Here is a 23,180-nt window from a genome sequence, read left to right on the forward strand (position 1 = left end):
AGGGTTTAAAGCGAGTCGATTGGGCGATGCATCCAGGATCAGTGGTTCGGCAGGAATGCCTCGAAAAGCACGGGCTGAGCGTGACCGACGCAGCACGCGTTCTTGGCGTGGATCGGCAGACCCTCAGCAACTTGCTGAACGCGCGATCGGGCATCTCGCCTGAAATGGCGATCCGGCTTGAGAAGGCGTTCGGGTTGCCGGCCCGCGAGTGGTTGATGCGTCAACTCGATCACGAACTGGCCGAGGCGATGCACAAGGCCGACGGCATTGACGTCCAACCGTTCGCTGGCACCCCGCACGACAGACAGGGCGCTCATGAACGCGGTTGAAATCGAAGAAGCCATCTCGGCGCTCGCGGAGCGGCCGTTCGACGCCGACGAGTTTCCCTACGCGTTTCTCGAGGCCTTCGGGAACAAGGAGACCACCCTTAAGCGCCTGCGCAAAGGCGAATCAAACAAGTCCGATCTGGGCGGCGTGCTTCAGACCAACAACATTCACATCGCTACCTGCAAGCCAGGTGAGGTGACGCGCACGCTCATAGCGTTGAAGACCAGCCCGGCTACGGCGCGGGCGAAGGCGCGCTTCGTGTTGGCGACCGACGGCGAGCTGTTCGAAGCCGAAGACCTAACGATCGACGATGCGCCGGTCTCGTGCACCTATGCGGATTTCCCCAACCACTTCGGCTTCTTTCTACCGCTGGCTGGCATCACCACGGTCAAGCAGGTCCGCGAAAGCTCGTTCGACATTCGAGCGACCAGCCGCCTCAACCGGCTCTATGTCGAGCTGCTGAGGGACAACCCCGAATGGGGCACCGCGCAGCGCCGCCACGACATGAACCACTTTATGGCGCGATTGATCTTCTGCTTCTTCGCGGAGGATACCGACATCTTTAACGGCATCGGCGTTTTCACGTCGGCCATCGAGAAGATGAGCGCGAAGGGTTCGTCCAACACCCATGAGGTGATCAGCGAACTGTTCCGCGCTATGAACACGAAGGCAACGGAACGAGTTGCAGCGGGTATCCCGCGCTGGGCCGATGGCTTCCCCTATGTGAACGGCGGGCTGTTTTCCGGCAGCACGGATGTGCCGCGGTTCAGCCGCATCGCTCGGTCCTATCTGCTGCATATAGGCAGCCTGGATTGGAAGAAGATCAACCCGGATATTTTCGGTTCGATGATCCAGGCGGTGGCCGACGATGACGAGCGCGGCGCGCTTGGCATGCACTACACTAGCGTGCCGAACATCCTAAAGGTGCTGAACCCGCTATTCCTCGATGATCTGCGCGAGAAGCTGGCGGAAGCCGGCGACAATGCACGCATGTTGCTCAACCTGCGCAAACGCATGTCGAAGATCCGTGTGTTCGATCCCGCCTGTGGCTCGGGCAATTTCCTTGTCATCGCCTACAAGGAGATGCGGGCTATCGAGGCGGAAATCAACCGCCTCCGTGATGAAGCCGATCAACGCACGGAAATTCCTCTGACCAATTTTCGCGGGATTGAACTGCGCGATTTTCCGGCCGAGATCGCGCGCTTGGCGCTCATTATCGCCGAATACCAGTGCGATGTGCTCTATCGCGGCCAGAAAGAGGCCCTGCGAGATTTCCTGCCGCTTGATGCCCAGAACTGGATCACCTGCGGAAACGCCCTGCGGCTCGATTGGCTGAGCATCTGCCCGCCGACGGGAACGGGAGTGAGGCACCACGCCGACGATTTGTTTCATACGCCGCTCAATCAAGCGCAGATCGATTTCGAGAATGAGGGCGGCGAGACCTACATCTGCGGAAATCCGCCGTACATCGGCGGAAAGAAACAAAGTGCTGAACAGAAAAGCGACCTCGCTGCCATTTTTTCCGGGGGGCAGCATAAGAACTTAGATTACGTATGCGGGTTCGTTGTTAAAGCTTGCAGATTTATAGATTCATTTGACAAGGCTGCATTGGTTACTACTAATTCGATCAATCAGGGCACCCATGTCCCCGTGCTCTGGCCGGAGGTTTTCCGAGCCAATTGCGAGCTTGAGTTTGCATACGCACCGTTCAAATGGGCGAACAACGCAGCGAACAACGCCGGAGTTTCCTGCACAATTTTGGGTTTGAGAGTACGGAAGCCGGGCGCAAAATACATCTATAACGGAAATACGCGGCGCGAAGTGTCCAATATCAGTCCTTATCTCGTCGAGGGACCGGATCGGATCGTGCAGTCGGAAACGAAGCCGATTTCTGGTCTTTCCAAGATGATCACTGGCAATGCGGCATACGACGGCGGTCACCTTTTTCTGGATAGCCATGAGGCCCAAGCACTTAGAGGCAGCTTCCCAGAAATTAGCGGCAACATCCGGCCTGTCCTGGGCACGTCGGAGTTCATTGACGGCATTTTGCGGTTTTGCCTTTGGTTTAACGACGACGAACTCGACTTCGCTGCCTCGCATCCCGCCGTGGCCCCTCGCATTGCATCTGTGCGCTCCTATCGCGAGACCGGTGGCGATGTCGCCAGGACATTAATTTCCCGTCCTCACCAATTCAGGTATCGACACGAAGCAACGCGCTGCCAAATACTTGTGCCGCAGGTATCGTCGGAGCGCAGAGAGTACTTGCCAGTTGGGTATATGAGCGGTGACGCTATAATAACGCATCTCGGACACGCGATTTACGATCCAACGTTAGTCGATCTGTCGGTGCTGAGTTCAAAGCTCCATTTGACGTGGGTCTCGACGATATGTGGGAAGCTGGAAACGCGACTGCGCTACGCTAGCAACCTGGGCTGGAATACGTTTCCGGTACCGATATTGACTGACAAGAACAGAGTGGACCTCATTCGCTGCGCAGAAAATATCCTGCTGGCCCGGGAGGCCCATTTCCCAGCGACGATCGCCGAACTTTATGATCCAGCGACCATGCCCGACGACCTCCGTGCAGCTCACGACCGTAACGACGAGGTGCTCGAGCGCATCTATATCGGCCGTCGATTCAAGAACGACACCGAAAGGCTTGAAAAGTTATTCGACCTTTACATCAAAATGATGACAGGATCGAGCAACGCCACCAAGCGACGTATGGCGGCGACAGCATGAGCGACTATGTGTTGTTCCAGATGTGGGATCCATTTCGGCAGTCTCTGATTGCCGGCCACCTCTTCTATGTCGAGCAAGCGAGAAGGCGCTTGCTCTCGCAGTTTGAAGACATCGAGTCCGAAGCCGACAAGGCTGCCGAAGAATGGCTTCAGCGAAGTAGCGGAAGGTTTGATCCTGATCGGCATGATGCTGGCGACCTCTACGAAGCTGCCAACGACGCCGGTATTGAGTTCTATACTCTTCTCAGTGACATGCGAGACCAGACGCGCTTGAGCGTCGTCGCGGGTATGTTCCATGAATGGGACAAGCAACTGCGCGATTGGCTGGTACGAGAAATTCAGCATTGGCACCGAGGTGACGCCGCCGCGCTCAAAGTGTGGTCGGCTGACTTCGTGCAGATCGCCGAATTGTTGGAAAGCATTGGGTGGGAAGTGCGTAGCACGGACTACTTCAAAACGCTTGATGCGTGCCGTCTTGTTGTTAACGTCTATAAGCACGGTAAGGGGAAGTCACTTGAGGATCTCAAGCAAAAGTATCCTGAATATTTCGATGACCCGTTTCACGGCGCCGCGTTCTCAAGCGTGGAGTATCGCGACCACACGCATCTAAAGGCGAGCGACGAGCAGTTTCAAGCATTTTCAGATGCGATCGTCGCGTTCTGGCAAGCGGTGCCAGAGAACATATTCGATTCAAAGATCGATGACGTGCCCGACTGGTTCGGCAAGGCCATCCTGAAAGACCGCACCGGCCACAAACAGGCGAGCAAGCAATGATCGATAATACGCCAAAATCAGTCCCCTCCGTTTCGGTTAAGTATGCCAGCAACGGCAGCTCGACCAAGGCGAACGAGTTCGGCATGCGGCCTATGCAGGAGCGCGCCTTCGAGAAGCGGGGCGAGCAATATCTGCTGATCAAGTCACCGCCAGCCTCGGGCAAGAGCCGCGCATTGATGTTTATCGCGCTCGACAAGCTGACCAATCAGAGCGTCAAGCAAGCCATCGTCGTCGTGCCGGAAAGATCCATCGGCTCTAGCTTCCATGACGAGCCGCTGAGCAAGCATGGCTTCTGGGCGGACTGGCACGTCGAGCCGATGTGGAATCTCTGTGACGCGCCCGGTAACGACAATGGCGGCAAGGTCAATTCGCTCGGCGCGTTCCTTGAAAGCGACGACAAGGTGCTAGTCTGCACCCATGCGACATTCCGCTTCGCCGTCGACAAATTCGGGATCGGAGCTTTTGATGACCGGCTGATCGCGGTGGACGAATTCCACCACGTCTCGGCTAATCCCGAAAACAAGCTCGGCATCCATCTGGGCGATTTGATCACCCGCGACCGCGTGCATATCGTCGCGATGACCGGATCCTACTTCCGGGGCGACGCCGAGGCGGTGCTGGCGCCGCAGGACGAAGGCAGGTTTGAGAGCGTCACTTACACCTATTATGAGCAGCTCAACGGCTATCAGTATCTGAAGCAGCTCGACATCGGTTATTTCTTCTATTCGGATTCCTACGCCGACGACATTCTGAAGGTGTTGAATCCGACAGAGAAGACGATCATCCACATACCGAACGTGAACTCGCGCGAGAGCACGAAGGACAAGATCAAAGAAGTTGAGCACATCATCGAGGAGCTGGGCACGTGGCAGGGCACCGATCTCTCCACGGGGTTTCAACTGGTCAAGACGCCGGAAGGCCAGATACTGCGCATCGCTGATCTCGTCGATGACGATTCAGTCAAGCGGGATCGCGTGTCCGCCGCGCTGAAAGACCCTACGCAGAAGAACAACCGCGATCACGTCGACATCATCATTGCGCTCGGAATGGCAAAGGAAGGCTTCGACTGGATCTGGTGCGAACATGCGCTGACGGTTGGCTACCGCTCCAGCCTGACCGAGATCGTGCAGATCATTGGCCGCGCCACCCGTGATGCACCGGGCAAGACCCGCGCCCGCTTCTCAAACCTGATTGCCGAGCCTGCCGCCGCCGACGACATCGTGACCGAAGCGGTGAACGACACGTTGAAAGCGATCGCGGCAAGCCTACTGATGGAGCAGGTGTTGGCTCCTCGCTTCGAGTTCAAGCCGAAGAATCCGCAAAACGAGCCGACGCCTGGCTTCGACTATGGTGAGGGCGGCTACGATCCGAATAAGTGCAACGTCGGCTTCAACGAGGAATCCGGCAAGTTCCAGATCGAGATCAAAGGCCTTGCGACGCCCAAGAGCGAGGAAGCGACGCGGATCTGCCAAGAGGACCTGAACGAGGTGATCGCTGCCTTCGTGCAGGATAAGACGACGATCGAGCGCGGCCTCTTCGACGAGGAACTCGTCCCCGAGGAACTGACCCAGGTGCGCATGGGTAAGATCATCAAGGACAAGTTCCCGCATCTCGACGCGGAGGATCAGGAGGCCGTGCGTCAGCATGCTGTGGCGGCGTTGAATCTGACCCAGAAGGCCAAGGAAGTCGCGGCGGGCAGCTCGCTCGGCGAGGAGAGTGCGAATACCGCCTTTGTCGATGGTGTGCGCAAGTTCGCGATGGACGTGCGCGAGTTGGACATCGACCTGATCGACCGGATCAATCCGTTCGGGGAGGCCTATGCGATCCTCGCCAAGACGATGAGTGAGGAAAGCTTGAAGCAGGTCGCCGCGGCGATTGCCGCCAAGCGGACCAGCCTGACTCCCGAAGAGGCGAAGGTGATCGCCAAGCGCGCCGTTGAGTTCAAGCGGGAGCGGGGGCGGCTGCCATCGATCAGCTCGGCCGACGCTTGGGAGAAGCACCTAGCTGAAGGCGCTGCCGCGTTCGTCCGCTTCAAGGACGAGGGTCGCTATGAGTGATCTCGGCCTTGATGAACTGCGTGCGGAGCTCGACGATTTCGCGCAACCTGAAAAGAAGGGCGGCCGTTCGCCCCAGGAGGAGCGCATCATCGCGGGCTTTGAGGAGATTCAGCGCTTCGTCGAGAAAAACGGCCACGCTCCAAGCCACGGCGAGGATGGCGACATACTTGAACGGCTCTATGCCGTTCGGCTCGACCGACTGCGCGCTCTCGAAGAGTGCCGGTCCGTCCTTGCGCCCCTTGATAACCGGGGGCTGTTGACGGGCGCGCCGGTCACGTCTTCTGCGCCGCCGGACACAATGGACGACGATGAGCTGCTTGCCGAACTGGAAGGTGCTGCGGGTTCATCTGACATCACCAAGCTGCGCCACGTGCGCACCAGCGCCGAAAAGCGCGAGGCCGAAGAAATCGCGAGCCGGGAAAAGTGCCCCGATTTCGAAACGTTCAAACCGCTATTCGAACAGGTACAGAGTGACCTCGAAAGGGGGCTCCGCACCACAAGGCCGTTCGTCAAGGATGCCGGGTTCCTCAAGGCCGACGTTCAGGCGGGCCAGTTCTTCATCCTTGGCGGCCAGACCGCCTATGTCGCCGAGGTCGGAGAGACGATAAAGGCGCCGAACGGCGAAACCGACGCGCGGCTCAGGGTTATCTACTCCAATGGCACCGAAAGCGACCTGCTGCTGCGGTCGCTCCAGCGCGCACTTTATAAAGATGAGGCTGGCCGGCGGATCACCGAGCCGAGCGCCGGACCATTGTTCGACGACCAGACTGGCGATGGCGATCAAGCGAGCGGAACGATTTACGTGTTGCGCAGCAAAGCCGACCATCCGTTGGTCGCTGCGAACCGTGAAATCCTGCACAAGATCGGTGTGACGGGCGGCAGCGTGGAGCGGCGTATCGCCAACGCTCGCCTCGATCCAACCTACCTCATGGCCGATGTCGAGATCGTCGCTACTTACGAGCTTTACAACGTCAACCGCGGGAAGCTTGAAACCTTGATCCACAAGGTCTTTGGCGCGGCGCGGCTGGATGTCGAGATCAAGGATCGCTTCGGCCAGCCGATCGTGCCTAAGGAGTGGTTCTTGGTGCCACTATTTGCCGTCGATGAGGCGGTGAGCCGGATCAGAGACGGAACGATCACCGGACACGTTTATGATCCGAAAACTGCCCGTTTGGTCCGTTTAGAACGTTGACTTCCCGAACGTGATTGCCTGGGCCCTTCCTGACCTGCTCGGTCGAGGCTCGGAGATGATCTCGAACTTGCCGGGCTGATTGTTGGGAGCCAGAGGTGCCAGACGGCTATTGATCCTGGGTCGTCTCTCGGAGCGGTGCGCGTCGGATAACGAAATGCCCGTCCATGGCGCGATCTTGCCAAATCAAGTAAGGGAACCCCGCCCGAAGCGGGCAATTCCTCGATGGCATAGGGTTGCGGGCGCCGCTGTTGGCTTGCGATAAGGAAGGGCGAGAGTGCTGAAGTGATCGTCGAGTTGTCTCGGACATATCCAAGCATGAACGCTTCGCGCGTGGCCCAGGCGTACTCTCCGGTGAGAAAGCGCTTCAGGCCGTTGTCACAATACAGATCGTGACCCTTTCGAGTTGCGGCGTCGATAAGCTTGCATTCAACAACTAGCGGGAAAGCAGGTGTTCTGGCCGACAGGTGTATCGAAATATCGGGTCGCTTTTCCAGATGACTGCCGTCGTAGCTGAGGGTTTCCTTACCTCTCGTGACCGTGCGGACCAGTTGCTCCCAGATTGGATGCTCTTCAAGCATCTGCGTAAGTCGCGTTTCCATCAGCGCATTGACCTCGGCCTCGGACCCGGTCAGCAGCGTCGTTGCTTGAGTGCGACTGAGTTCTGCCCATGCTGCCGCGAGCACTTCGGCGATTACGGTAAGATGCTCGTCGTGGAGCGCCGCGAAGGGTAGTTCCAACCCTCGGGTCAATTCGTCAATCTGATTGAGGCGGGGCGACGAGGCTAAAGAGGTCACGCGGTCTCTCGCCCCTTCAAAATATCCATGTGTTCCCAGGCAACCCGCTGGGCGACTTGTCTCGCCTGGCTTTCCGACCAGTAGCGTGCTTGATCAAGGCGACCGAGGCATAGACAACCGGCTTCATCGACAAATGAGACCTCTGTCGCTGCGAAATGGTCAGCCAGCGGCAGGAATTTGTGCCAGTTTAGGCTCGTCCCATCAGCGGCGAGGCCGCTTCTACCGCTCGAGCTTATACACAAAGTTCGCCAGGGCGATGCGTCGAGGCGTCTGGCAGGCTTTGCCTCAATGGCTCGTCCGAAGCGCTTGGCCCATGGCTTAAGCTCGACATTAAGCACGGCGCAAAAATCTTGCACGGCTTGTTCGCTAGGTTGTGCCTGTGCTCGGTTCCTATTCTTAGCGAAGGGTAGATTGAATTCGAGAGTATCCAGGATAACTTGAAGGTCGCGTGAGCGCAGGCCGTAGAGAGTTGCGACCCACTCATCGATATTAGCCCAAGCGTCCTCTTCACCCGACTGAGCGCCCTCGAACAAGCGATCGAGGTCGATCCGATCACTGGCTGACAGGTCTTCGAGCGTCGGGATCAGCAAGCCATCGATTGTAGCTTTTTCAATAGTGTCACGTTCAAAACCGAACTCGCCGCTCGTGATCAGTACCTGCCAAAGAGCGACTTTGCTGCCGATGAGTAAGCTGAGATATCGGGCAAGTGTGCTGCCCTCCTGGTGATGACGCGCACTGTAGCCATAGAAGCTCGTGTTAAAGACTGCGTCACTCAACGTGACGGCGGTCTTTATTCTTCCGATTGCCGCCGGTGGGGCTTTTTGAACCACAAGGAGGGGGCCCTCGAACAAGGAACGCGGCCGCGGATCGTGGATTCGCTCGTGTTTGAACAGTGGAAGCTGACTGGCATCGACAAGGATGCTCGACATCGATTCGGATGAAATTTCGTGCAAATCATGAAGGTATTTGGCCGAGACACCGGGGAGACCGTCGCCGTTCTTGCGAACGCGGCTGCTCTTGCGCAGGTTTTGATATCCATTACCGGCATACTTCGCGCGACCCGCTTCAGACCCGAAGAGTTGGCGCCAATAGTCACCTAGTCTGAGCGGCGTCTGAACCCTTATGCGATCGTAGACTTGAAGATCTGCCCTAGTGCCGCGGAACAGGGTCTTCAAAATTTCCGGTCTCTCTGCGATCTCGTCGGAGGTGACCATCTCCGCGTTTGCAGCGTCGATACGCATGCTCCCCGCGCTATTTAGCGAGCCTTCGAGCCTGGGACTGACCAACCGAAATCCGGCCCCTTGGGGCGGAACCTGGTTTCTTGCGTAAAGAATGCAGAAGGGCGCGGCAATCTCTGGCCAGACGCGCGTCTGTCGCAGCTCGACGCCATTCACGATTGCGGTGACGTCGAGCGCGCGGAACAGAGCGCGGCGAGCATCCTGCATGCCGTCACCTTGCTGGAACAACACGCGGGCGTGCAGTGCAAACACGATCTGGCCCTGCGGTTTTGCCCACTCCATCGCTCTCCATACGAACGGTAGGTCGAGCACCTCATTGGGAATAGGTGGGGGAGGAACTTCCGCAGGGAGACGGGTTCGCGCTATTCGCTTGATGATCGATTGTACCTCGCCCCAATTTGGAAGTTGCGTTGCACTTGCCCAGGGCGGATTGCCGATCACCAAGTCGTACCGATTTACATGCTCATCGCCGACGTTCGGTCCGAGGCTTCCCAAGCTTCGCTCGGCGCTGGTTTCATCACCCACCTTCAGCAAGACGCGGTCACGCAGATTCTCAAACCTGAGTTTCCGAACAGGCTCGGGGTGGGGGTCCAGTTCGATTGAAATCAAATAGAGGCCCAGTGCTGCAAATCGAAGCGCAGCCTCGTTGATGTCGAAGCCGGTTATCTGGTCATAAAGGATCCGGCGAAGCACTTCAGTTTCAGGCCGAGCGCCATCGCGCCGCCAGCGTTCAGCGACAAGCTGACGGAAAGCGGTGAGGAGGAAGACGCCTGCTCCTGCAGCAGGGTCAAGAATGCGCGCGTCAGCGGCGTGTCCATCGCGCGCTAGTGCGCCAAGTGCCCCTCTGACCATCAGGTCGGCAATTGGCCGAGGGGTATAATAGCCGCCTTCGCGCCGTTGACGTTCTGGTGCATGCCGATGCAAATAATGCTCATAGGCTTGGCTGAGCACGCCTACCGGAATGTGCGCGAAATCTAAGTTGTCCCAGCGTTCCGCCCAACCGAGAAATAGTTGGCCGTCCGGTGCTCGGCGTAAAATATCTCCCAGAACCTTGAACGCCTCGGGAGGTAGCTGCTTGTAGATCCCCGAAGACATCGGCAAAAAATCACCGTTAAAGGTCGAGTCCAACCACTCGGACGTTGCTTCCGCTCGCCTTATGTCATCGAACAGTTCAGCTGCGCCGTGGGCGTCTACGCCGAGTGGCCCCAGCAAATGACGGTCGCCAAGGAAGCGCGTGAAGAGCGCACGTCCGACTAGCGAGATGGCGTCATCATCGCCGACGCTACAATTTTCCTTAAGAGTATCGATGGAGGAACTCAGAAGTTTAAGAACGACCTGCGAAATCCATTGCCGCTGGCCGGTTGGCAGCCCGGGGCGCGCGTTGGCCAAGTGGGCAAAGGTCGCGATCTCTTGCCCTTCGGGGATGCCGACAGTGACTTGCGCCTGCTCGGGTGAACAGGAATCTAAACCAACGTGATATACGTCCAAACGCCCTGGTCTGACGACGCCGAGATAGGGGGCATCGCCGCGCATAGCGATGAGGCGTCGGATCCTGTGCAATCGCTGATGGTCGTCCTGGAGCCGATCATCGGCCACCAAGAATATCAGCGGAGTGTTCTGCCACTCGTAGACTGCACCGATCGCTTGTAAATCTTCGTTCCCGCCCTCTCGGGCAGTGAGAAGGGTCGCGTAAGGCAGCAAATCGGGACCATCGACGTCCAGTAACCGCAACGCGGCCTCGTCTGCCCCATATCGCCTAAGCTCCTGACCGAGTCTGTTTTTCACTATTGTGGTCATGTTTTTACGTGCCGCACAGCTCAACCCGCCTTCGCGGCGAGCTTTCCAGCGGCTCCGCTCTTTGTGCGACTATGCGTTCTCGACTTGCCCGAAACAGGGGCGGATCCGATGTCGCCGAGGCTCTGAAGGCGGATCGCCGCCCGGGCGGGAAGCCTGACTACAAGTTCCAAATTGCCCCCGACGGCTTCGACATAGCTGCGTAGCGTCGAGAGATACATGTCGGCCTGCTTCTCTATCTTGGAGACCGACGGCTGCTTTATATTAAGCGCGGTGGCGATCTCGGCCTGCGCCTTGCCGGCGATCTGGCGCAACTCGCGCAGACCCTCAACCTCCTGCTTCAGGTCCCGATACCGCGCGTTGATCGCCGCCTGCTCTTCCGCAGGCAGCGCGGCGATTAACTCATCCAGGCTCCGGCCCATCTTACATTCCCTTCTTCGCGGCTTTCAGGCTTTCCAGATGCAGGGAAAACCGCAAATCCGCTTTCGCGATAAGCTGCTTGTAGAAGCGCTTCTGGCTACCGCCAGATTTATCACCCGCCACCAGCAGGATTGCCTTCCTCTCCGGGTCGAAGGCGAAGGCGGCACGCCATTCGCCATCAGAGGCCCCGAAGCGCATTTCTTTCATGTTGGCGTGCCTTGACCCTTTGAGCGTGTCGACGTGCGGGCGACCAAGCTGTGGGCCATAATCGGCAAGCAGCTTGGCGATCGCCAGCAATTCGGTTTGCACCCCTTGCTCGAAGGCCAGAAACTCCACCTCAAAGGCGTCATCAAGTCTAACTTCCCACATGTCGATATAGCCTTGGAGCTATGTTTGGTCAATAGGAATGACATGCGAAGCGGCCGCGGCGCCGTCATCGCGAAGCGGCACGGTGCAACAACGTGTTGCACAAATTCGCCGTTGGCCCATGGCCCCGCGCTCCGCCGCGATGCCATGGGCCGTCGCGGCGGCGGCAGTCACTAGAGTCCGCACGCTCAGGCCGCCTGTTTCAGCGTGCCGCTGCCTTTCTTCTTAGTCAGCAGCATCCGGGCGAACTTGTCCCACTTTGCCATCGCCGCGCGCTTCTCCGGCATGTAGTTCCATCGGTCATAGCTCTTGGAGCTGACGTCCTGCAGCGTGTGGTTCTGCAAGCGATCCCGGATCTCCTTGGACAGGCCGGCTTTGCCAGCGAGCGTTTTCCATGTCCGCCGCAGATCGCGGTTTGTCACGTATGGGATGACCTCGCGGTCCCGCTGGCGCCACATGAACGAATAGAGGGTTCCGTGGCTCACCGGCTTGGACGGATCGGTGGCCGAGGGGAAGAACCAGCCATGAGCGTTGGGTGTGATTGACTCGATGAGTTCGGCGGCGATTTTCGGCACTGGGATCGCGTGGGGTTTCCCGTTTTTAGTCTTCGACCAGTCGATGATGCGTTCTCTCGCGTCCCATTGATCGACGTGCAGGCGTGCTATCTCCTCGACACGCTGTCCCGTCAGCATCAGAATTCTGACCGCGCGGGTGTATGGCGGATGCACTGGGGCATCGGGGCATTCGAGCCAGCGGTAAAGACGAAGGAACTCATCCTCGTCCAGCCAGCGCGTTCCGACCTTCTTGGGTTCCGTCGGTATGCCCGCAGCAGGATTGTAGACCAGACGGAAGCGTCGCGCGGAGACCGAGCGGTAGTCGTGCTCAGATTTCAGGCCCCAGCTGAAAGCCGATCGGATGTAGCTTCGCACATGATCCGCCATCGATCGCTTGCCGCGTTCATAGATGGGGCGGAGGATGGCGGTGATCTCGTCCGGTTCGATGTCGCGGGCAGGGCGATTCCGCCCGAGCGTGTCGGCGATCTTGTTGAGCCCTTTCTCTGCCTCCTTCCAGGACGACTTCCCCGCGTCCTTTAGATAGGCGACGTACGCTTCGAAGAGATCAGCCACGGTGCCTGGCCGCGTGTCGCCGGCGATCTTGATGCTGCGGCCCTTCTGGATCATGTCCGCGAAGTCGCGGCTGAATACCTCTCGCGCCTTGCTGAGCGGCATCGAGGGATATGACCCGAGCTTCTTTTTGATGCGCTTTTGATCGCGCCACTGCTGGGCCATCCAGTCGGCAGTGATGCGGGTGGGCATCGGCTTCATCACAAGGATGAGGCGCCCGGTTCCATGTCCTTCGCCATCGACGAGGCTGAGCTGTTTTCCGGTCTGCTCGACCTCTTTCAGGGCGCGGCGAATTTCTCCATCGGTAAGGCTTGGCACTGGGGTTCTCCATCGGCTTCCTAGTGGGGTCGCCAGACGGATTTGTGGGGTCGGCGACTGGGGTCAAAAGAGGCTCTGATCCCCCTAAAACCGACCCCAATATGCCATGATATCCTATTGCACGACAACCCCAAAAATCCTTGTGAATCAGCGGTATCCAGCGTGATCCAGCGTGATCAACAGAGGTGAGTGGGATGGTTGTGGACGAGGATCATCGCCGTGGCCGAAAGCTCGAGCGCGCGTTTGACCACCTCGCGCGGATAGACCGGCGTATGGTCGACTGTGCCGCGGCCCTGCACCTCGTCGGCGATCAGCACATTGCGCTTGTCGAGGAAGAGGATGCGGAACTGTTCGCGTGTCTCATGCGCCATGGCGGCATGGCAATACTGGATGACAGAAGACCACGAGGACAGGACCTGTTTGGTCCTGAGCTCGCTCTTCAGGGTCCGATGGGCGACAGTCGAGATCAGCTTCAGGTCGAGCGCCACGGCCTCTCCGACGCCCTTGACTTCCATCAGCAGCGCCTGAGGCGCACCGAAAACGCCGGCGAGCGAGCCGAACCGTTCGATCAGCGCCTTGGCGATCGGCTTGGTGTCGCGCCGCGGGATCAGGCGGAAAAGCAGCAGTTCGAGGATTTCGTAGTCGGCAAGCGCGGTGTCGCCGAGCTCCCGGAAGCGGTCACGCAATCGCTCGCGATGGCCGTGATAATGCTCTTGGCCGGCAAGCGAGGCGGGCAGGGCGGCCCTGGCATTTGGTGCGGACGGTTTCTGCGGCTGTCCGCCAAAGAACGAACGTTCATCGGCGGCAATCGGTTCTTCTGTCTCGAAAGGCAGTTCGTCGTCGGAAGATGTCGAAACAGGCCCCTTTGCCATCAGACCGTCACCCGTTGTGCGACGGCAGGCCGGGGCGGTCGAGCCCGCCAGGCGACAGCGTGAAGATCTCGCAGCCATCGGAGGTGACGCCAACCGTATGTTCGTACTGCGCCGACAGCGAGCGGTCGCGGGTCACTGCCGTCCAGCCGTCGGCCAGCACCTTCACATGCGGCCGGCCGAGGTTGATCATCGGCTCGATGGTGAAGATCATGCCTTCGCGCAGCTCCGGCCCCTCATTGGCGCGGCCGTAATGCAGGATATTCGGCGAATCGTGGAACAGCCGGCCAACGCCGTGGCCGCAGAAATCGCGCACCACCGAACAGCGCTCTGCTTCGGCATAGGTCTGGATCGCCTCGCCGATCGCGCCGGTGCGGGCGCCGGGCCTGACGGCGGCAATGCCGCGCATCAGCGATTCATAGGTAACCTCGAGCAGCCGCTCGGCAGCACGCTTGACGACGCCGACGGGATACATCCGGCTGGAATCGCCGTGCCAGCCGTCGAGCACGAAGGTGACATCGATATTGACGATATCGCCGTCACGCAGCGGCTTGTCGTTCGGAATGCCATGGCAGACGACGTGGTTGATCGAGGTGCAGGTCGATTTGGTATAGCCGCGATAGTTCAGCGTCGCCGGATAGGCGCCGTGATCCATGCCGAAATCGAAGACGAACCTGTCGATCTCATCGGTCAACAGGCCGGGCTTGACGATGTCGGCAAGCGCATCGAGGCAGCGCGCGGTCAGCTGACATGCCCTGCGCATACCCTCGAATGCTTCAGCATCATAAAGCCGGATGGCGCCCGTATTCTTCGGGGGCGCGGTAGAGGCTTCGATATAGTTCACCATTGCAGGGCCTTAGCGGAGATTGTTAGATTTGTTCATAATGCAGCTATGCCGGGTTCGTCCATCACGATCAACCGCCAGGACGAGATTTCTGAGCGGATCCGATCCGCCCAGCGTGCAGCTTTCCAGATCCGTTCGACGTGCAATCAACCGTCCGGCTCGAATATCCACAATCTTCCCAAAGGGATAGGATTGATTGCATGAAGTCTCCCCGCTACTCACCGATTGGTGACAGCGGGGAAGGGTCGATCATGCTGAATGAAGCCGTAAATCTTGAGAACTCACCCGGGGCCGTCGCAGAGCCGGAACGGCGGGTGCGTGATCGCGGCGCCACCGAGCGCGCCATCCTTGCCGCGGCCAAGGGGCTGCTCGCCGAGGAAGGCTTCCAGAATTTCGGCATCAACGCGGTCGCCCGCCGCGCCGGTTGCGACAAGCAACTGATCTATCGTTACTATGGCGGCCTCGACGGCTTGATCGAGGCGATCGGCACCGATCTCGGCACATGGGTGAAGGATCGCATTCCGGAAGACGCCGGCGGCATGTTCCTGCTCACCTATGGCGACCTGATGGAGCGGCTGTCGCTTCTCCTCCTCGACGCTTTGAGAAACGATCCGCTGATGCGCCGCATCCTCGCCTGGGAGATATCGGAAAACACCGAGCAGGTGAGGCGGTTGTCCGAGGCGCGTTCGAAGGCGCTTGCGCTCTGGCTCGAGCGTATGCGTGGCTCGCTGGCGCCGCCGAAGGGCGTAGATGCAACAGCCGTCAACGCTATCGTCATCGCCGCGATCCAGCACCTTGTGCTCGCCGCCGCGGCCGGCGGCCAATGCGCCGGCCTGTCGCTGAAAACGCCCAAGGACTGGGAGAAGGCGGCGACCGCGCTGAAGCGCATCGTGCGCGGCGTCTATGGCTGATACCTGCCTCATCCACAGGGGCGGGGCCTGCGTTAACCTTAACAAATGGTTTACGTTGCGTGGGGGTGGTTAACCCGACAGTGTGGCGGTGAGCAGATATGGTATGAGTAGAAGCCCCGAGTGACGCCCATGGGAACCAAGATCGCTAAAGTCGCGTTTCTGGTGACGGCGATGATGTTTTTCGCAGTCCTGGCGCTGGATATCGCAATTCCCGCGCTGGTGCTTTGCATCATGGCATTGTCGGTCTGGTTGGTCTCCCTCGATCTGCCCGTGGCGCGCAAGCATGGAGGAGAGGCCGCATGAAGTGGTTTCTGATCTTCTGGGCCGGCCCCATCGTCTTTCTGGGCGGATGGTACTGGCTCTCCTATTACGACATGAGTTTCGGCATCTTCATGCTGAGCCGGCAGGTCCATGACCTGACCTTTGAGCTTTATGGCAAGGCGCTCGGCATTCCGCCGGAGACCATCCCGCCGCTGGTTGCCCGCGCGATCGCCGTCGACAGCCTCGTCGTTTTCGCCATTATCGGTCTGCGGAAGCGCAAGTCGATCATCGCCTGGTGGAAGGCGCGTCAGGCGCTGAATTCGTCTCCATCAGACCTTGCCAGCAAGGAAAGCCTGTCGAGCGCGCCCTGAAGGATGAAGCTTGCCGCGGCCGAATCGATCCGTTCGGCCCGCTTGGCGCGCGAAACGTCCATTTCGAGCAGCGTCCGTTCAGCCGCAACCGTCGAAAGCCGCTCATCCCAATAGACGAAGGGCAGCGCCGTCTTCTGCTCCATGTTGCGCACGAAGGCGCGCGTCGCCTGTACGCGCGGACCCGCAGATCCGTCCATGTTCATCGGCAGGCCGATAACGAAGCCTGCGACCTTTTCCGATTGTGCGAAGTCCAATAGCGCCCGCGCATCGATGGTGAACTTGACGCGGCGGATCACGGTGCGCGGCGTGGCGAAGCGCCGCCCGAGATCGGACATCGAAAGACCGATCGTCTTGGTGCCGAGATCGAGGCCGGCAATTGCCTGTCGCGGGACAAGCGTCTCAGCCATTTCCTCGATCGTCAACACCGTCATCGCCGTTTCATCCCGTCAAAAGAAATTGAAGTCGCCGCTGCTTTTCTTTGCGGCCGCATAAGATATGTCCTTAAAGCATGTCGCGCAAAAGTGTGCCGCGGTTTTGCGATGACGACATGCGTAAAAACAAAGATCTAAAATGCTGGAGCGAATCTGAAAGATTGCGACGCGTTTTAGGGCATGACGCCGAAAAATGTGAGCGGTTTCGGATGACATCACGCTCTCATTCTTTGATGTGGCATCGAAACCGGCTTTGCATCCCATAAAGAAGGAGACATTTCATGAAGATCACCTGGCTCGGCCATTCCGCCTTCCGCATCGAGACAGCAAAGGCGAAGATCCTGCTCGACCCATTCCTCAGCTATAACGCCTCCTTTTCCGGCCAGGATATCAAGGATGTGTCCGCAGGCATTACCCACATCCTGCTGACGCATGGCCATGGCGATCATGTCGGCGATACCGTCGCACTCGCCAAGGAAACCGGCGCCGTCGTTCTCGCCAATGCCGATCTCGCCGCTTGGCTCGGCTCCAAGGGCGTCGACAAGATCGAGATGGGCAATACCGGCGGCACGATCGCGCTCGGCAGCTTCTCGGCGACCTTTACCAATGCGCTGCACTCCTCCGCCCAGATCACCGAGGACGGTGTCTCGCACGCGCTCGGCAACGCCAACGGCCTGATGCTGCATTTCGACGACGAAGCCTCGATCCTTGCCATGGGCGATACCGACATCTTCTCCGACATGGCGCTGATCAATGAATTGCACCAGCCTGATATCGGCTTCGTGCCAATCGGCGACCGCTTCACCATGGGCGGCGCGGTGGCAGCCCTTGCCTGCCGGCGCTACTTCAACTTCAAGACCGCAATCCCCTGCCACTATGGCACCTTTCCGATCATCGACCAGACGGCCGAAAAATTCGTTGCCGGCATGGACGGATCGAAGACGGATGTGAAGGCGATCAGGCCTTCCGAGAGCCTGTCGATCTGACGAAACCCCGTTGCGTCAGGCGGACATGGCCTTTATAGCGGGTAGGAAAAATCCTATCCGGAGAATGTCATGTCCGTCGATCTTGCCACCGTGAAGCGCGTCGCCCGCCTTGCCCGTATTGCCGTCTCCGAGGACGAGGCAAATCGCATGGTCGGCGAGCTGAACGGCATCCTTGGCTTCGTCGAGCAACTCTCCGAAGTGAATGTCGACGGCGTCGAGGCGATGACCTCGGTAACTCCGATGGCGATGAAGAAGCGGACCGATGAGGTGACCGACGGCAGCAAGGCAGCCGATATCGTCGCCAATGCGCCCGTCACCGAGCACAATTTTTTCCTGGTGCCGAAAGTCGTCGAATAAGGCTTCGAAGCCTCTTTCCGACCCTGTTGCCATTTCCAGATCTGAAGCGAAAACACGATGAGCGAACTCACCAGCCTGACCATTGCCGAAGCCCGCCAGAAGCTGCGCGCCAAGGAAATCACCGCGATCGAACTGACCGAAGCCTATATCTCGGCGATCGATGCGGCCAATGGCCGGCTGAACGCCTATATCAAGGTCACGCCGGATCTCGCCCGCGTCATGGCGAAGAACTCCGACGAGCGTATCGCCACCGGCAAGGCCGGTGACCTCGAAGGCATTCCACTCGGCATCAAGGATCTCTTTGCCACCGTCGGCGTTCACACCCAGGCCTGCAGTCACATTCTCGATGGTTTCGAGCCGCGTTATGAATCGACCGTGACGCAGAACCTCTGGGATGACGGCGCCGTCATGCTCGGCAAGCTGAACATGGACGAATTCGCCATGGGCTCCTCCAACGAGACCTCGCATTACGGCCCGGTGATCAATCCCTGGCGTGCCACAGGTTCCAACCAGCAGCTCGTTCCGGGCGGCTCGTCGGGTGGTTCGGCTTCAGCCGTCGCCGCGCATCTTTGCGCCGGTGCGACCGCGACCGATACCGGCGGCTCGATCCGCCAGCCGGCCGCTTTCACCGGCACCGTCGGCATCAAGCCGACCTATGGCCGCTGCTCGCGCTGGGGCACCGTTGCCTTTGCCTCTTCGCTCGACCAGGCAGGCCCGATCGCCCGTGACGTCCGCGATGCCGCCATCCTCTTGAAGTCGATGGCAAGCGTCGACGCCAAGGACACGACATCTGTCGATCTGCCGGTGCCGGATTACGAAGCAGCCCTCGGCCAGTCGCTGAAGGGCATGAAGATCGGCATTCCGAACGAATACCGTGTCGACGGCATGCCGGATGAGATCGAAACCCTCTGGCGCCAGGGCATCGCCTGGCTGAAGGATGCCGGCGCCGAGATCGTCGACATCTCGCTGCCGCACACCAAATACGCCCTTCCGGCCTATTACATCGTCGCTCCCGCCGAAGCATCCTCGAACCTCGCGCGCTACGACGGCGTGCGCTACGGCCTGCGCGTCGACGGCAAGGATATCGTCGACATGTATGAGAAGACGCGTGCCGCGGGCTTCGGCAAGGAAGTCAAGCGCCGCATCATGATCGGCACCTATGTGCTGTCGGCCGGCTATTACGATGCCTATTACATCCGCGCCCAGAAGGTCCGCACGCTGATCAAGCGCGATTTCGAACTCGCCTTCGACGCCGGCGTCGATGCCATCCTGACGCCGGCAACGCCGTCGTCCGCCTTTGGCGTTGCCGATGAGAACCTCGCCGCCGATCCGGTGAAGATGTATCTGAACGACATCTTCACGGTGACGGTCAACATGGCGGGCCTGCCCGGCATTGCCGTGCCGGCCGGCCTCGACCATAAGGGCCTGCCGCTCGGTCTGCAGCTGATTGGCAAACCCTTCGATGAAGAAACCCTCTTCAAGACCGCCCATGTCATCGAGCAGGCGGCCGGCCGGTTTGCGCCCGCCAAGTGGTGGTAACGGACCTAACGATCCGAAGAATAGCGGCCGCCGACCATGAAGCGGTCGGCGCCGTCGGCTTTGCCGCATGGTTGACTGATTGATAGCCGGAACCAGGAGAAGGTTTTATGGCCAGCAATGATCTTGCGCAATTGATCGAGGCCGTTGATCGCCTTGCTGCCGGTGGTTTCACCATGGGCGCGGATTGGCAGGCGGTCCACGACATCTGCCAGGGCCACGAAGGCGAACAACCGTTCGACTGGGGCCACGCGCTTTGCCATCGCATCGAGGGCGATGACTGGAACGCCGATTATTGGTATCGCCGCGCCGGAAAGGCGCGCGGCACTGGCACGATGGTCGACGAGTGGTCGGCGATGCGGACGGAACTCTCGGCAAAGGCTTGAGGCGGTACCCCCCGATCGCGCCCGTTCGAGACGCGATCGGGGGGGTACCGCTATTTACCTGTTGTTCAACTGCGACCTGACCAAGCTCAGCCCTCTTTCGGTGATCCGGTAGGGGTGGCCGCCTGAGGATTTGATTGCCCTCAGCCGCTTCAGCCTGCGGAAGAGATCGAGGTCGACGCCGGGATAGAGCCAGCCGTCGCGAGTGAAGCAACTGACCGCCTCGATCTTCCTGTCGTCGTCGCGGGTAATTTCAATGCGGCCGCCTTGGGCCATGAGATGCAGGATGCGCTGCTCCGTGCGAGAAATGTCCATGTGTTGAGATCCGGTATCGCGCCCGGCAGGGCGCACAAAAACGATCTGGCGCTCATTCGAACGTCAGGGCTTCGTTTTTTCGGGCCCATGCGCGCAAGCGGACTTGCGGGCAGGGCCTTTACCGGGTCTCAGGCAGGCTCAACATAAAACACCTCGATAAGACCTATTATTCAGCCTGGAAAATTCGGTCAAGAGCGTGGTCTCAGGTCAAAACCAGTCGAAAACCTTGTTTTTGGCCGATCATCCCTTTGGAGGTACTGGTAAATTCCGCGACTCAATGGTCTAGTTGAGGGGTAACGCGGAGGTGTCGTTGATCCACATTCGCAATGCCCGCGACGGTGAAGCGGAGCTATTGAGCGAGATCGGGCTGAGGGCCTGGCAAAATGCGATGGCGTCGATCGGCGAATCGGACGCGATGATCGACGCAGCGCGCAACGCCTTCAGGAACTTCGTGGAAAACGACTGGCTGACCATTACCGTCGTCGAGCAGAACGGTCAGGTCGCAGGCTGGGCGGCGCGCGAGGGATTGGACGAAACCATCTCGGATTTCTGGATCGATCCCGCCTTCACCCGCCAGGGCCTCGGTTCGGCCCTTCTCGTCCGCATCGAAAAGGAGATCGCCGATCAGGGCCTCGAGAAGGCGGCGATGCAGACCCATTCCGGCAATAGCGAGGCGATCGGCTTCTTCCAGAAGCACGGCTACAGCATTCACTGGCTCTCGGTTGCCTACAATCCGAAGCTCGATCGCGACGTGCCCTCCGTTGGACTGACGAAACAGCTCGTTTCGGATGGCCAAGGTGGCTATGGGCTGGAATTCTGATGCTTCAAGAATCTTAAAGAAGGAGAGGGCTCCATTGCGGCAAGAAGGCCAGCACAGCAATCAGTGCGCCGTGCAGGATCAGGATTGCCGCCAGGATTGACCGGAACGGCTCCTTTCTCGTCTTGTGCCGCAGCAGCTGCTGTGCAGCCAGCGCGCCCAGGCTGCCGCCGATCAGCGCAACGAGGAGAAGCGTGCGTTCGCTGATACGTCGCCTGCCGTGGCGCGCCGCCTGCTTGTCGAAGAAATAGATCGAGAACACCAAGAGGTTCAGCGCCAGAAACAGCAAGGCCCATTTGATAATATCGGTCATCGTCGTCGGGGAACCCTACCGTGGCTCCGTTAACGGACGGCAAAACCGCGATGCAGCCGATGGCGAAAGCCTTGCACCGGCACGCCATTTCCTTTACCTCACCAGTGGAAAAGAACAGCCTGCAAAGAGCATCAGATGACCCTTGTCGACGTCCGCACGCCTGATCCGAAACGCTTCATCCCCGGCGCCACCGGCGACTGGGAAGTCATCGTCGGCATGGAAGTGCATGCCCAGGTGCTGTCCAATTCGAAGCTCTTCTCCGGCGCCTCGACGGAATTCGGCAAGCCGCAGAATTCGAACGTCTCGCTGGTCGACGCCGCCATGCCCGGCATGCTGCCCGTCATCAACGAGGAATGCGTCAGGCAGGCGGTGCGCACCGGCCTCGGCCTGAAAGCCCAGATCAACAAGCGCTCGCTCTTTGATCGCAAGAACTATTTCTATCCCGACCTGCCGCAGGGCTATCAGATCTCGCAGTTCAAGGATCCGATCGTCGGCGAGGGCAAGATCGTCATTTCACTCGGGCCGGACCGCCAGGGCCAGTTCGAGGATATCGAGATCGGCATCGAGCGCCTGCACCTGGAGCAGGATGCCGGCAAATCGATGCATGACCAGCACGCGACCATGTCCTATGTCGATCTCAACCGTTCCGGCGTTGCGCTGATGGAGATCGTCTCCAAGCCCGACATGCGCTCGTCCGACGAGGCCAAGGCCTATATGACCAAGCTGCGCTCGATCGTGCGTTATCTCGGCACCTGCGACGGCAACATGGACGAAGGCTCGATGCGCGCCGACGTCAACGTCTCCGTCCGCCGTCCGGGCGAGAATTTCGGCACCCGTTGCGAGATCAAGAACGTCAACTCCATCCGGTTCATCGGCCAGGCGATTGAATATGAAGCCCGTCGCCAGATCGGCATTCTGGAGGACGGTGGCAAGATCGATCAGGAGACTCGCCTCTTCGACCCGAACAAGGGCGAGACGCGCTCGATGCGCTCCAAGGAGGATGCGCACGACTATCGTTATTTCCCCGATCCTGATCTGCTGCCGCTCGAATTCGACGACGCCTTCATCAAGGCGCTCGCAGCCGATCTGCCGGAACTGCCTGACGACAAGAAGGAGCGCTTCGTGCGCGAGCTCGGCCTGTCGATCTACGACGCCTCGGTGCTCGTTTCCGAAAAGGCGATCGCCGATTATTATGAAGCCGTCGCCGCAGGCCGTGACGGCAAGATGGCCGCCAACTGGGTGATCAACGATCTGCTCGGCGCGCTGAACCGCACCGGCAAGGACATAGAGCAGACGCCGGTTTCACCGGCCCAGCTCGGCGCCATCATTGATCTGATCAAGGCCGAAACCATCTCTGGCAAGATCGCCAAGGATCTTTTCGAGATCGTGCTCACCGAAGGTGGCGATCCTGCCGAGATCGTCGAAGCGCGTGGCATGAAGCAGGTGACGGATACCGGTGCGATCGAAAAGGCCGTGGACGAGATCATCGCCGCCAATCCCGATCAGGTCGAAAAGGTCAAGGCGAAGCCGACCATGGCAGCATGGTTCGTCGGCCAGGTGATGAAGGCGACCGGCGGCAAGGCCAATCCACAGGCTGTCCAGGCCCTCGTCAAGGCAAAGCTCGGCATCGAGGAATAAGCG

Annotated in this window: 23 protein-coding genes and 1 pseudogene; 14 read left to right on the plus strand and 10 right to left on the minus strand. The window is 59.3% G+C overall.

Translation table 11 applies throughout. From position 1 onward, the window contains the following. Positions 1 to 80: 80 nt before the first annotated feature. From RLCC275e_RS08640 to RLCC275e_RS08660, 5 genes are read left to right on the plus strand one after another with little or no spacing between them, the layout of a single operon-like run. Positions 81 to 329, plus strand: a complete 249-nt coding sequence (locus RLCC275e_RS08640) for a HigA family addiction module antitoxin (RefSeq protein WP_246723431.1) — start codon at positions 81 to 83, stop codon at positions 327 to 329. Beyond that, positions 316 to 3,069 carry a class I SAM-dependent DNA methyltransferase gene (locus RLCC275e_RS08645; protein ID WP_033182496.1) on the plus strand — a complete coding sequence of 918 codons (2,754 nt, stop codon included), beginning with the start codon at positions 316 to 318 and terminating at the stop codon, positions 3,067 to 3,069. Before RLCC275e_RS08640 ends, RLCC275e_RS08645 begins: the two co-directional genes overlap by 14 nt. Next, positions 3,066 to 3,842 carry a hypothetical protein gene (locus RLCC275e_RS08650; protein WP_033182497.1) on the plus strand — a complete coding sequence of 259 codons (777 nt, stop codon included), beginning with the start codon at positions 3,066 to 3,068 and terminating at the stop codon, positions 3,840 to 3,842. The genes RLCC275e_RS08645 and RLCC275e_RS08650 overlap by 4 nt, the downstream gene beginning before the upstream one ends. Then, positions 3,839 to 5,899 carry a DEAD/DEAH box helicase gene (locus RLCC275e_RS08655; protein ID WP_033182498.1) on the plus strand — a complete coding sequence of 687 codons (2,061 nt, stop codon included), beginning with the start codon at positions 3,839 to 3,841 and terminating at the stop codon, positions 5,897 to 5,899. The genes RLCC275e_RS08650 and RLCC275e_RS08655 overlap by 4 nt, the downstream gene beginning before the upstream one ends. Continuing rightward, positions 5,892 to 7,091 (plus strand): GIY-YIG nuclease family protein, encoded by a 1,200-nt coding sequence (locus RLCC275e_RS08660; protein ID WP_033182499.1) that lies wholly within the window; start codon positions 5,892 to 5,894, stop codon positions 7,089 to 7,091. The genes RLCC275e_RS08655 and RLCC275e_RS08660 overlap by 8 nt, the downstream gene beginning before the upstream one ends. Here RLCC275e_RS08660 and RLCC275e_RS08665 read toward each other — a convergent pair. The 7 genes and pseudogenes from RLCC275e_RS08665 to map form a co-directional block, all read right to left on the minus strand. Then, the gene (locus RLCC275e_RS08665) at positions 7,049 to 7,885 is read right to left on the minus strand and encodes a hypothetical protein (RefSeq protein WP_210271249.1); all 837 of its coding nucleotides are present in this window, start codon (positions 7,883 to 7,885) and stop codon (positions 7,049 to 7,051) included. The two genes, RLCC275e_RS08660 and RLCC275e_RS08665, sit on opposite strands and share 43 nt — an antisense overlap. Next, entirely contained in the window at positions 7,882 to 10,920 is a 3,039-nt protein-coding gene (locus RLCC275e_RS08670; protein ID WP_033182501.1) for an HsdM family class I SAM-dependent methyltransferase, read from the minus strand. The genes RLCC275e_RS08665 and RLCC275e_RS08670 overlap by 4 nt, the downstream gene beginning before the upstream one ends. Before the next feature lie 20 nt (positions 10,921 to 10,940). After that, on the minus strand, positions 10,941 to 11,339 hold the full coding sequence (locus tag RLCC275e_RS08675) for an XRE family transcriptional regulator (protein WP_050516828.1): 399 nt from the start codon (positions 11,337 to 11,339) through the stop codon (positions 10,941 to 10,943). Between the two features lies 1 nt (position 11,340). Next, on the minus strand, positions 11,341 to 11,706 hold the full coding sequence (locus tag RLCC275e_RS08680) for a type II toxin-antitoxin system RelE/ParE family toxin (protein ID WP_033182502.1): 366 nt from the start codon (positions 11,704 to 11,706) through the stop codon (positions 11,341 to 11,343). Positions 11,707 to 11,891: 185 nt separating this feature from the next. Then, positions 11,892 to 13,145, minus strand: a complete 1,254-nt coding sequence (locus tag RLCC275e_RS08685) for a tyrosine-type recombinase/integrase (RefSeq protein WP_033182503.1) — start codon at positions 13,143 to 13,145, stop codon at positions 11,892 to 11,894. Between the two features lie 188 nt (positions 13,146 to 13,333). After that, a pseudogene (locus tag RLCC275e_RS08690) lies at positions 13,334 to 14,017 on the minus strand (JAB domain-containing protein); the annotation flags it as partial. 7 nt (positions 14,018 to 14,024) lie between these two features. Next, positions 14,025 to 14,861 (minus strand): type I methionyl aminopeptidase, encoded by an 837-nt coding sequence (gene map / locus RLCC275e_RS08695; protein WP_012757260.1) that lies wholly within the window; start codon positions 14,859 to 14,861, stop codon positions 14,025 to 14,027. 248 nt (positions 14,862 to 15,109) lie between these two features. Here map and RLCC275e_RS08700 point away from each other — a divergent pair, with 248 nt between their 5' ends. The 3 genes from RLCC275e_RS08700 to RLCC275e_RS08710 all read left to right on the plus strand — a co-directional run bounded on the left by RLCC275e_RS08700 (position 15,110) and on the right by RLCC275e_RS08710 (position 16,401). Next, positions 15,110 to 15,769, plus strand: a complete 660-nt coding sequence (locus tag RLCC275e_RS08700) for a TetR/AcrR family transcriptional regulator (RefSeq protein WP_033182504.1) — start codon at positions 15,110 to 15,112, stop codon at positions 15,767 to 15,769. 129 nt (positions 15,770 to 15,898) lie between these two features. Next, positions 15,899 to 16,072, plus strand: coding sequence for a hypothetical protein (locus tag RLCC275e_RS08705; protein WP_012757262.1), 174 nt, complete (start codon positions 15,899 to 15,901; stop codon positions 16,070 to 16,072). Continuing rightward, a complete protein-coding gene (locus tag RLCC275e_RS08710; protein ID WP_003558937.1) occupies positions 16,069 to 16,401 on the plus strand; it encodes a DUF6105 family protein in 333 nt (110 codons plus the stop codon). The genes RLCC275e_RS08705 and RLCC275e_RS08710 overlap by 4 nt, the downstream gene beginning before the upstream one ends. Here RLCC275e_RS08710 and ruvX read toward each other — a convergent pair. Then, a complete protein-coding gene (ruvX, locus tag RLCC275e_RS08715) occupies positions 16,338 to 16,832 on the minus strand; it encodes a Holliday junction resolvase RuvX (protein WP_033182505.1) in 495 nt (164 codons plus the stop codon). The genes RLCC275e_RS08710 and ruvX overlap by 64 nt on opposite strands. A 281-nt stretch (positions 16,833 to 17,113) precedes the next feature. On the opposite strand from ruvX, the gene RLCC275e_RS08720 reads away from it, so the two are divergent. From RLCC275e_RS08720 to RLCC275e_RS08735, 4 genes are all read left to right on the plus strand, one after another. After that, positions 17,114 to 17,818: a metal-dependent hydrolase gene (locus RLCC275e_RS08720; protein ID WP_003558941.1), complete on the plus strand. Its 705-nt coding sequence runs from the start codon at positions 17,114 to 17,116 to the stop codon at positions 17,816 to 17,818. A gap of 69 nt (positions 17,819 to 17,887) precedes the next feature. Further along, a complete protein-coding gene (gene gatC, locus RLCC275e_RS08725; protein WP_033182506.1) occupies positions 17,888 to 18,175 on the plus strand; it encodes an Asp-tRNA(Asn)/Glu-tRNA(Gln) amidotransferase subunit GatC in 288 nt (95 codons plus the stop codon). Positions 18,176 to 18,232: 57 nt separating this feature from the next. Further along, positions 18,233 to 19,714 carry an Asp-tRNA(Asn)/Glu-tRNA(Gln) amidotransferase subunit GatA gene (gene gatA, locus RLCC275e_RS08730; RefSeq protein WP_033182507.1) on the plus strand — a complete coding sequence of 494 codons (1,482 nt, stop codon included), beginning with the start codon at positions 18,233 to 18,235 and terminating at the stop codon, positions 19,712 to 19,714. A gap of 107 nt (positions 19,715 to 19,821) precedes the next feature. Further along, entirely contained in the window at positions 19,822 to 20,097 is a 276-nt protein-coding gene (locus RLCC275e_RS08735) for a hypothetical protein (protein WP_033182508.1), read from the plus strand. 54 nt (positions 20,098 to 20,151) lie between these two features. Here the strand turns inward: RLCC275e_RS08735 and RLCC275e_RS08740 are convergent, their stop codons facing one another. After that, a complete protein-coding gene (locus RLCC275e_RS08740; RefSeq protein WP_012757267.1) occupies positions 20,152 to 20,409 on the minus strand; it encodes a YjhX family toxin in 258 nt (85 codons plus the stop codon). 310 nt (positions 20,410 to 20,719) lie between these two features. Between RLCC275e_RS08740 and RLCC275e_RS08745 the strand changes: the two genes are divergently transcribed. After that, a complete protein-coding gene (locus RLCC275e_RS08745; RefSeq protein ID WP_003558950.1) occupies positions 20,720 to 21,229 on the plus strand; it encodes a GNAT family N-acetyltransferase in 510 nt (169 codons plus the stop codon). Positions 21,230 to 21,242: 13 nt separating this feature from the next. On the opposite strand, the gene RLCC275e_RS08750 is transcribed toward RLCC275e_RS08745, so the two are convergent. Next, positions 21,243 to 21,539, minus strand: a complete 297-nt coding sequence (locus RLCC275e_RS08750; protein WP_033182509.1) for a DUF1294 domain-containing protein — start codon at positions 21,537 to 21,539, stop codon at positions 21,243 to 21,245. Positions 21,540 to 21,674: 135 nt separating this feature from the next. Here RLCC275e_RS08750 and gatB point away from each other — a divergent pair, with 135 nt between their 5' ends. Continuing rightward, positions 21,675 to 23,177 carry an Asp-tRNA(Asn)/Glu-tRNA(Gln) amidotransferase subunit GatB gene (gene gatB / locus RLCC275e_RS08755; protein ID WP_033182510.1) on the plus strand — a complete coding sequence of 501 codons (1,503 nt, stop codon included), beginning with the start codon at positions 21,675 to 21,677 and terminating at the stop codon, positions 23,175 to 23,177. The last annotated feature ends 3 nt before the right edge of the window (positions 23,178 to 23,180 follow it).

Source organism: Rhizobium brockwellii (genome assembly GCF_000769405.2).
Classification (GTDB): Bacteria; Pseudomonadota; Alphaproteobacteria; order Rhizobiales; family Rhizobiaceae; genus Rhizobium; species Rhizobium brockwellii.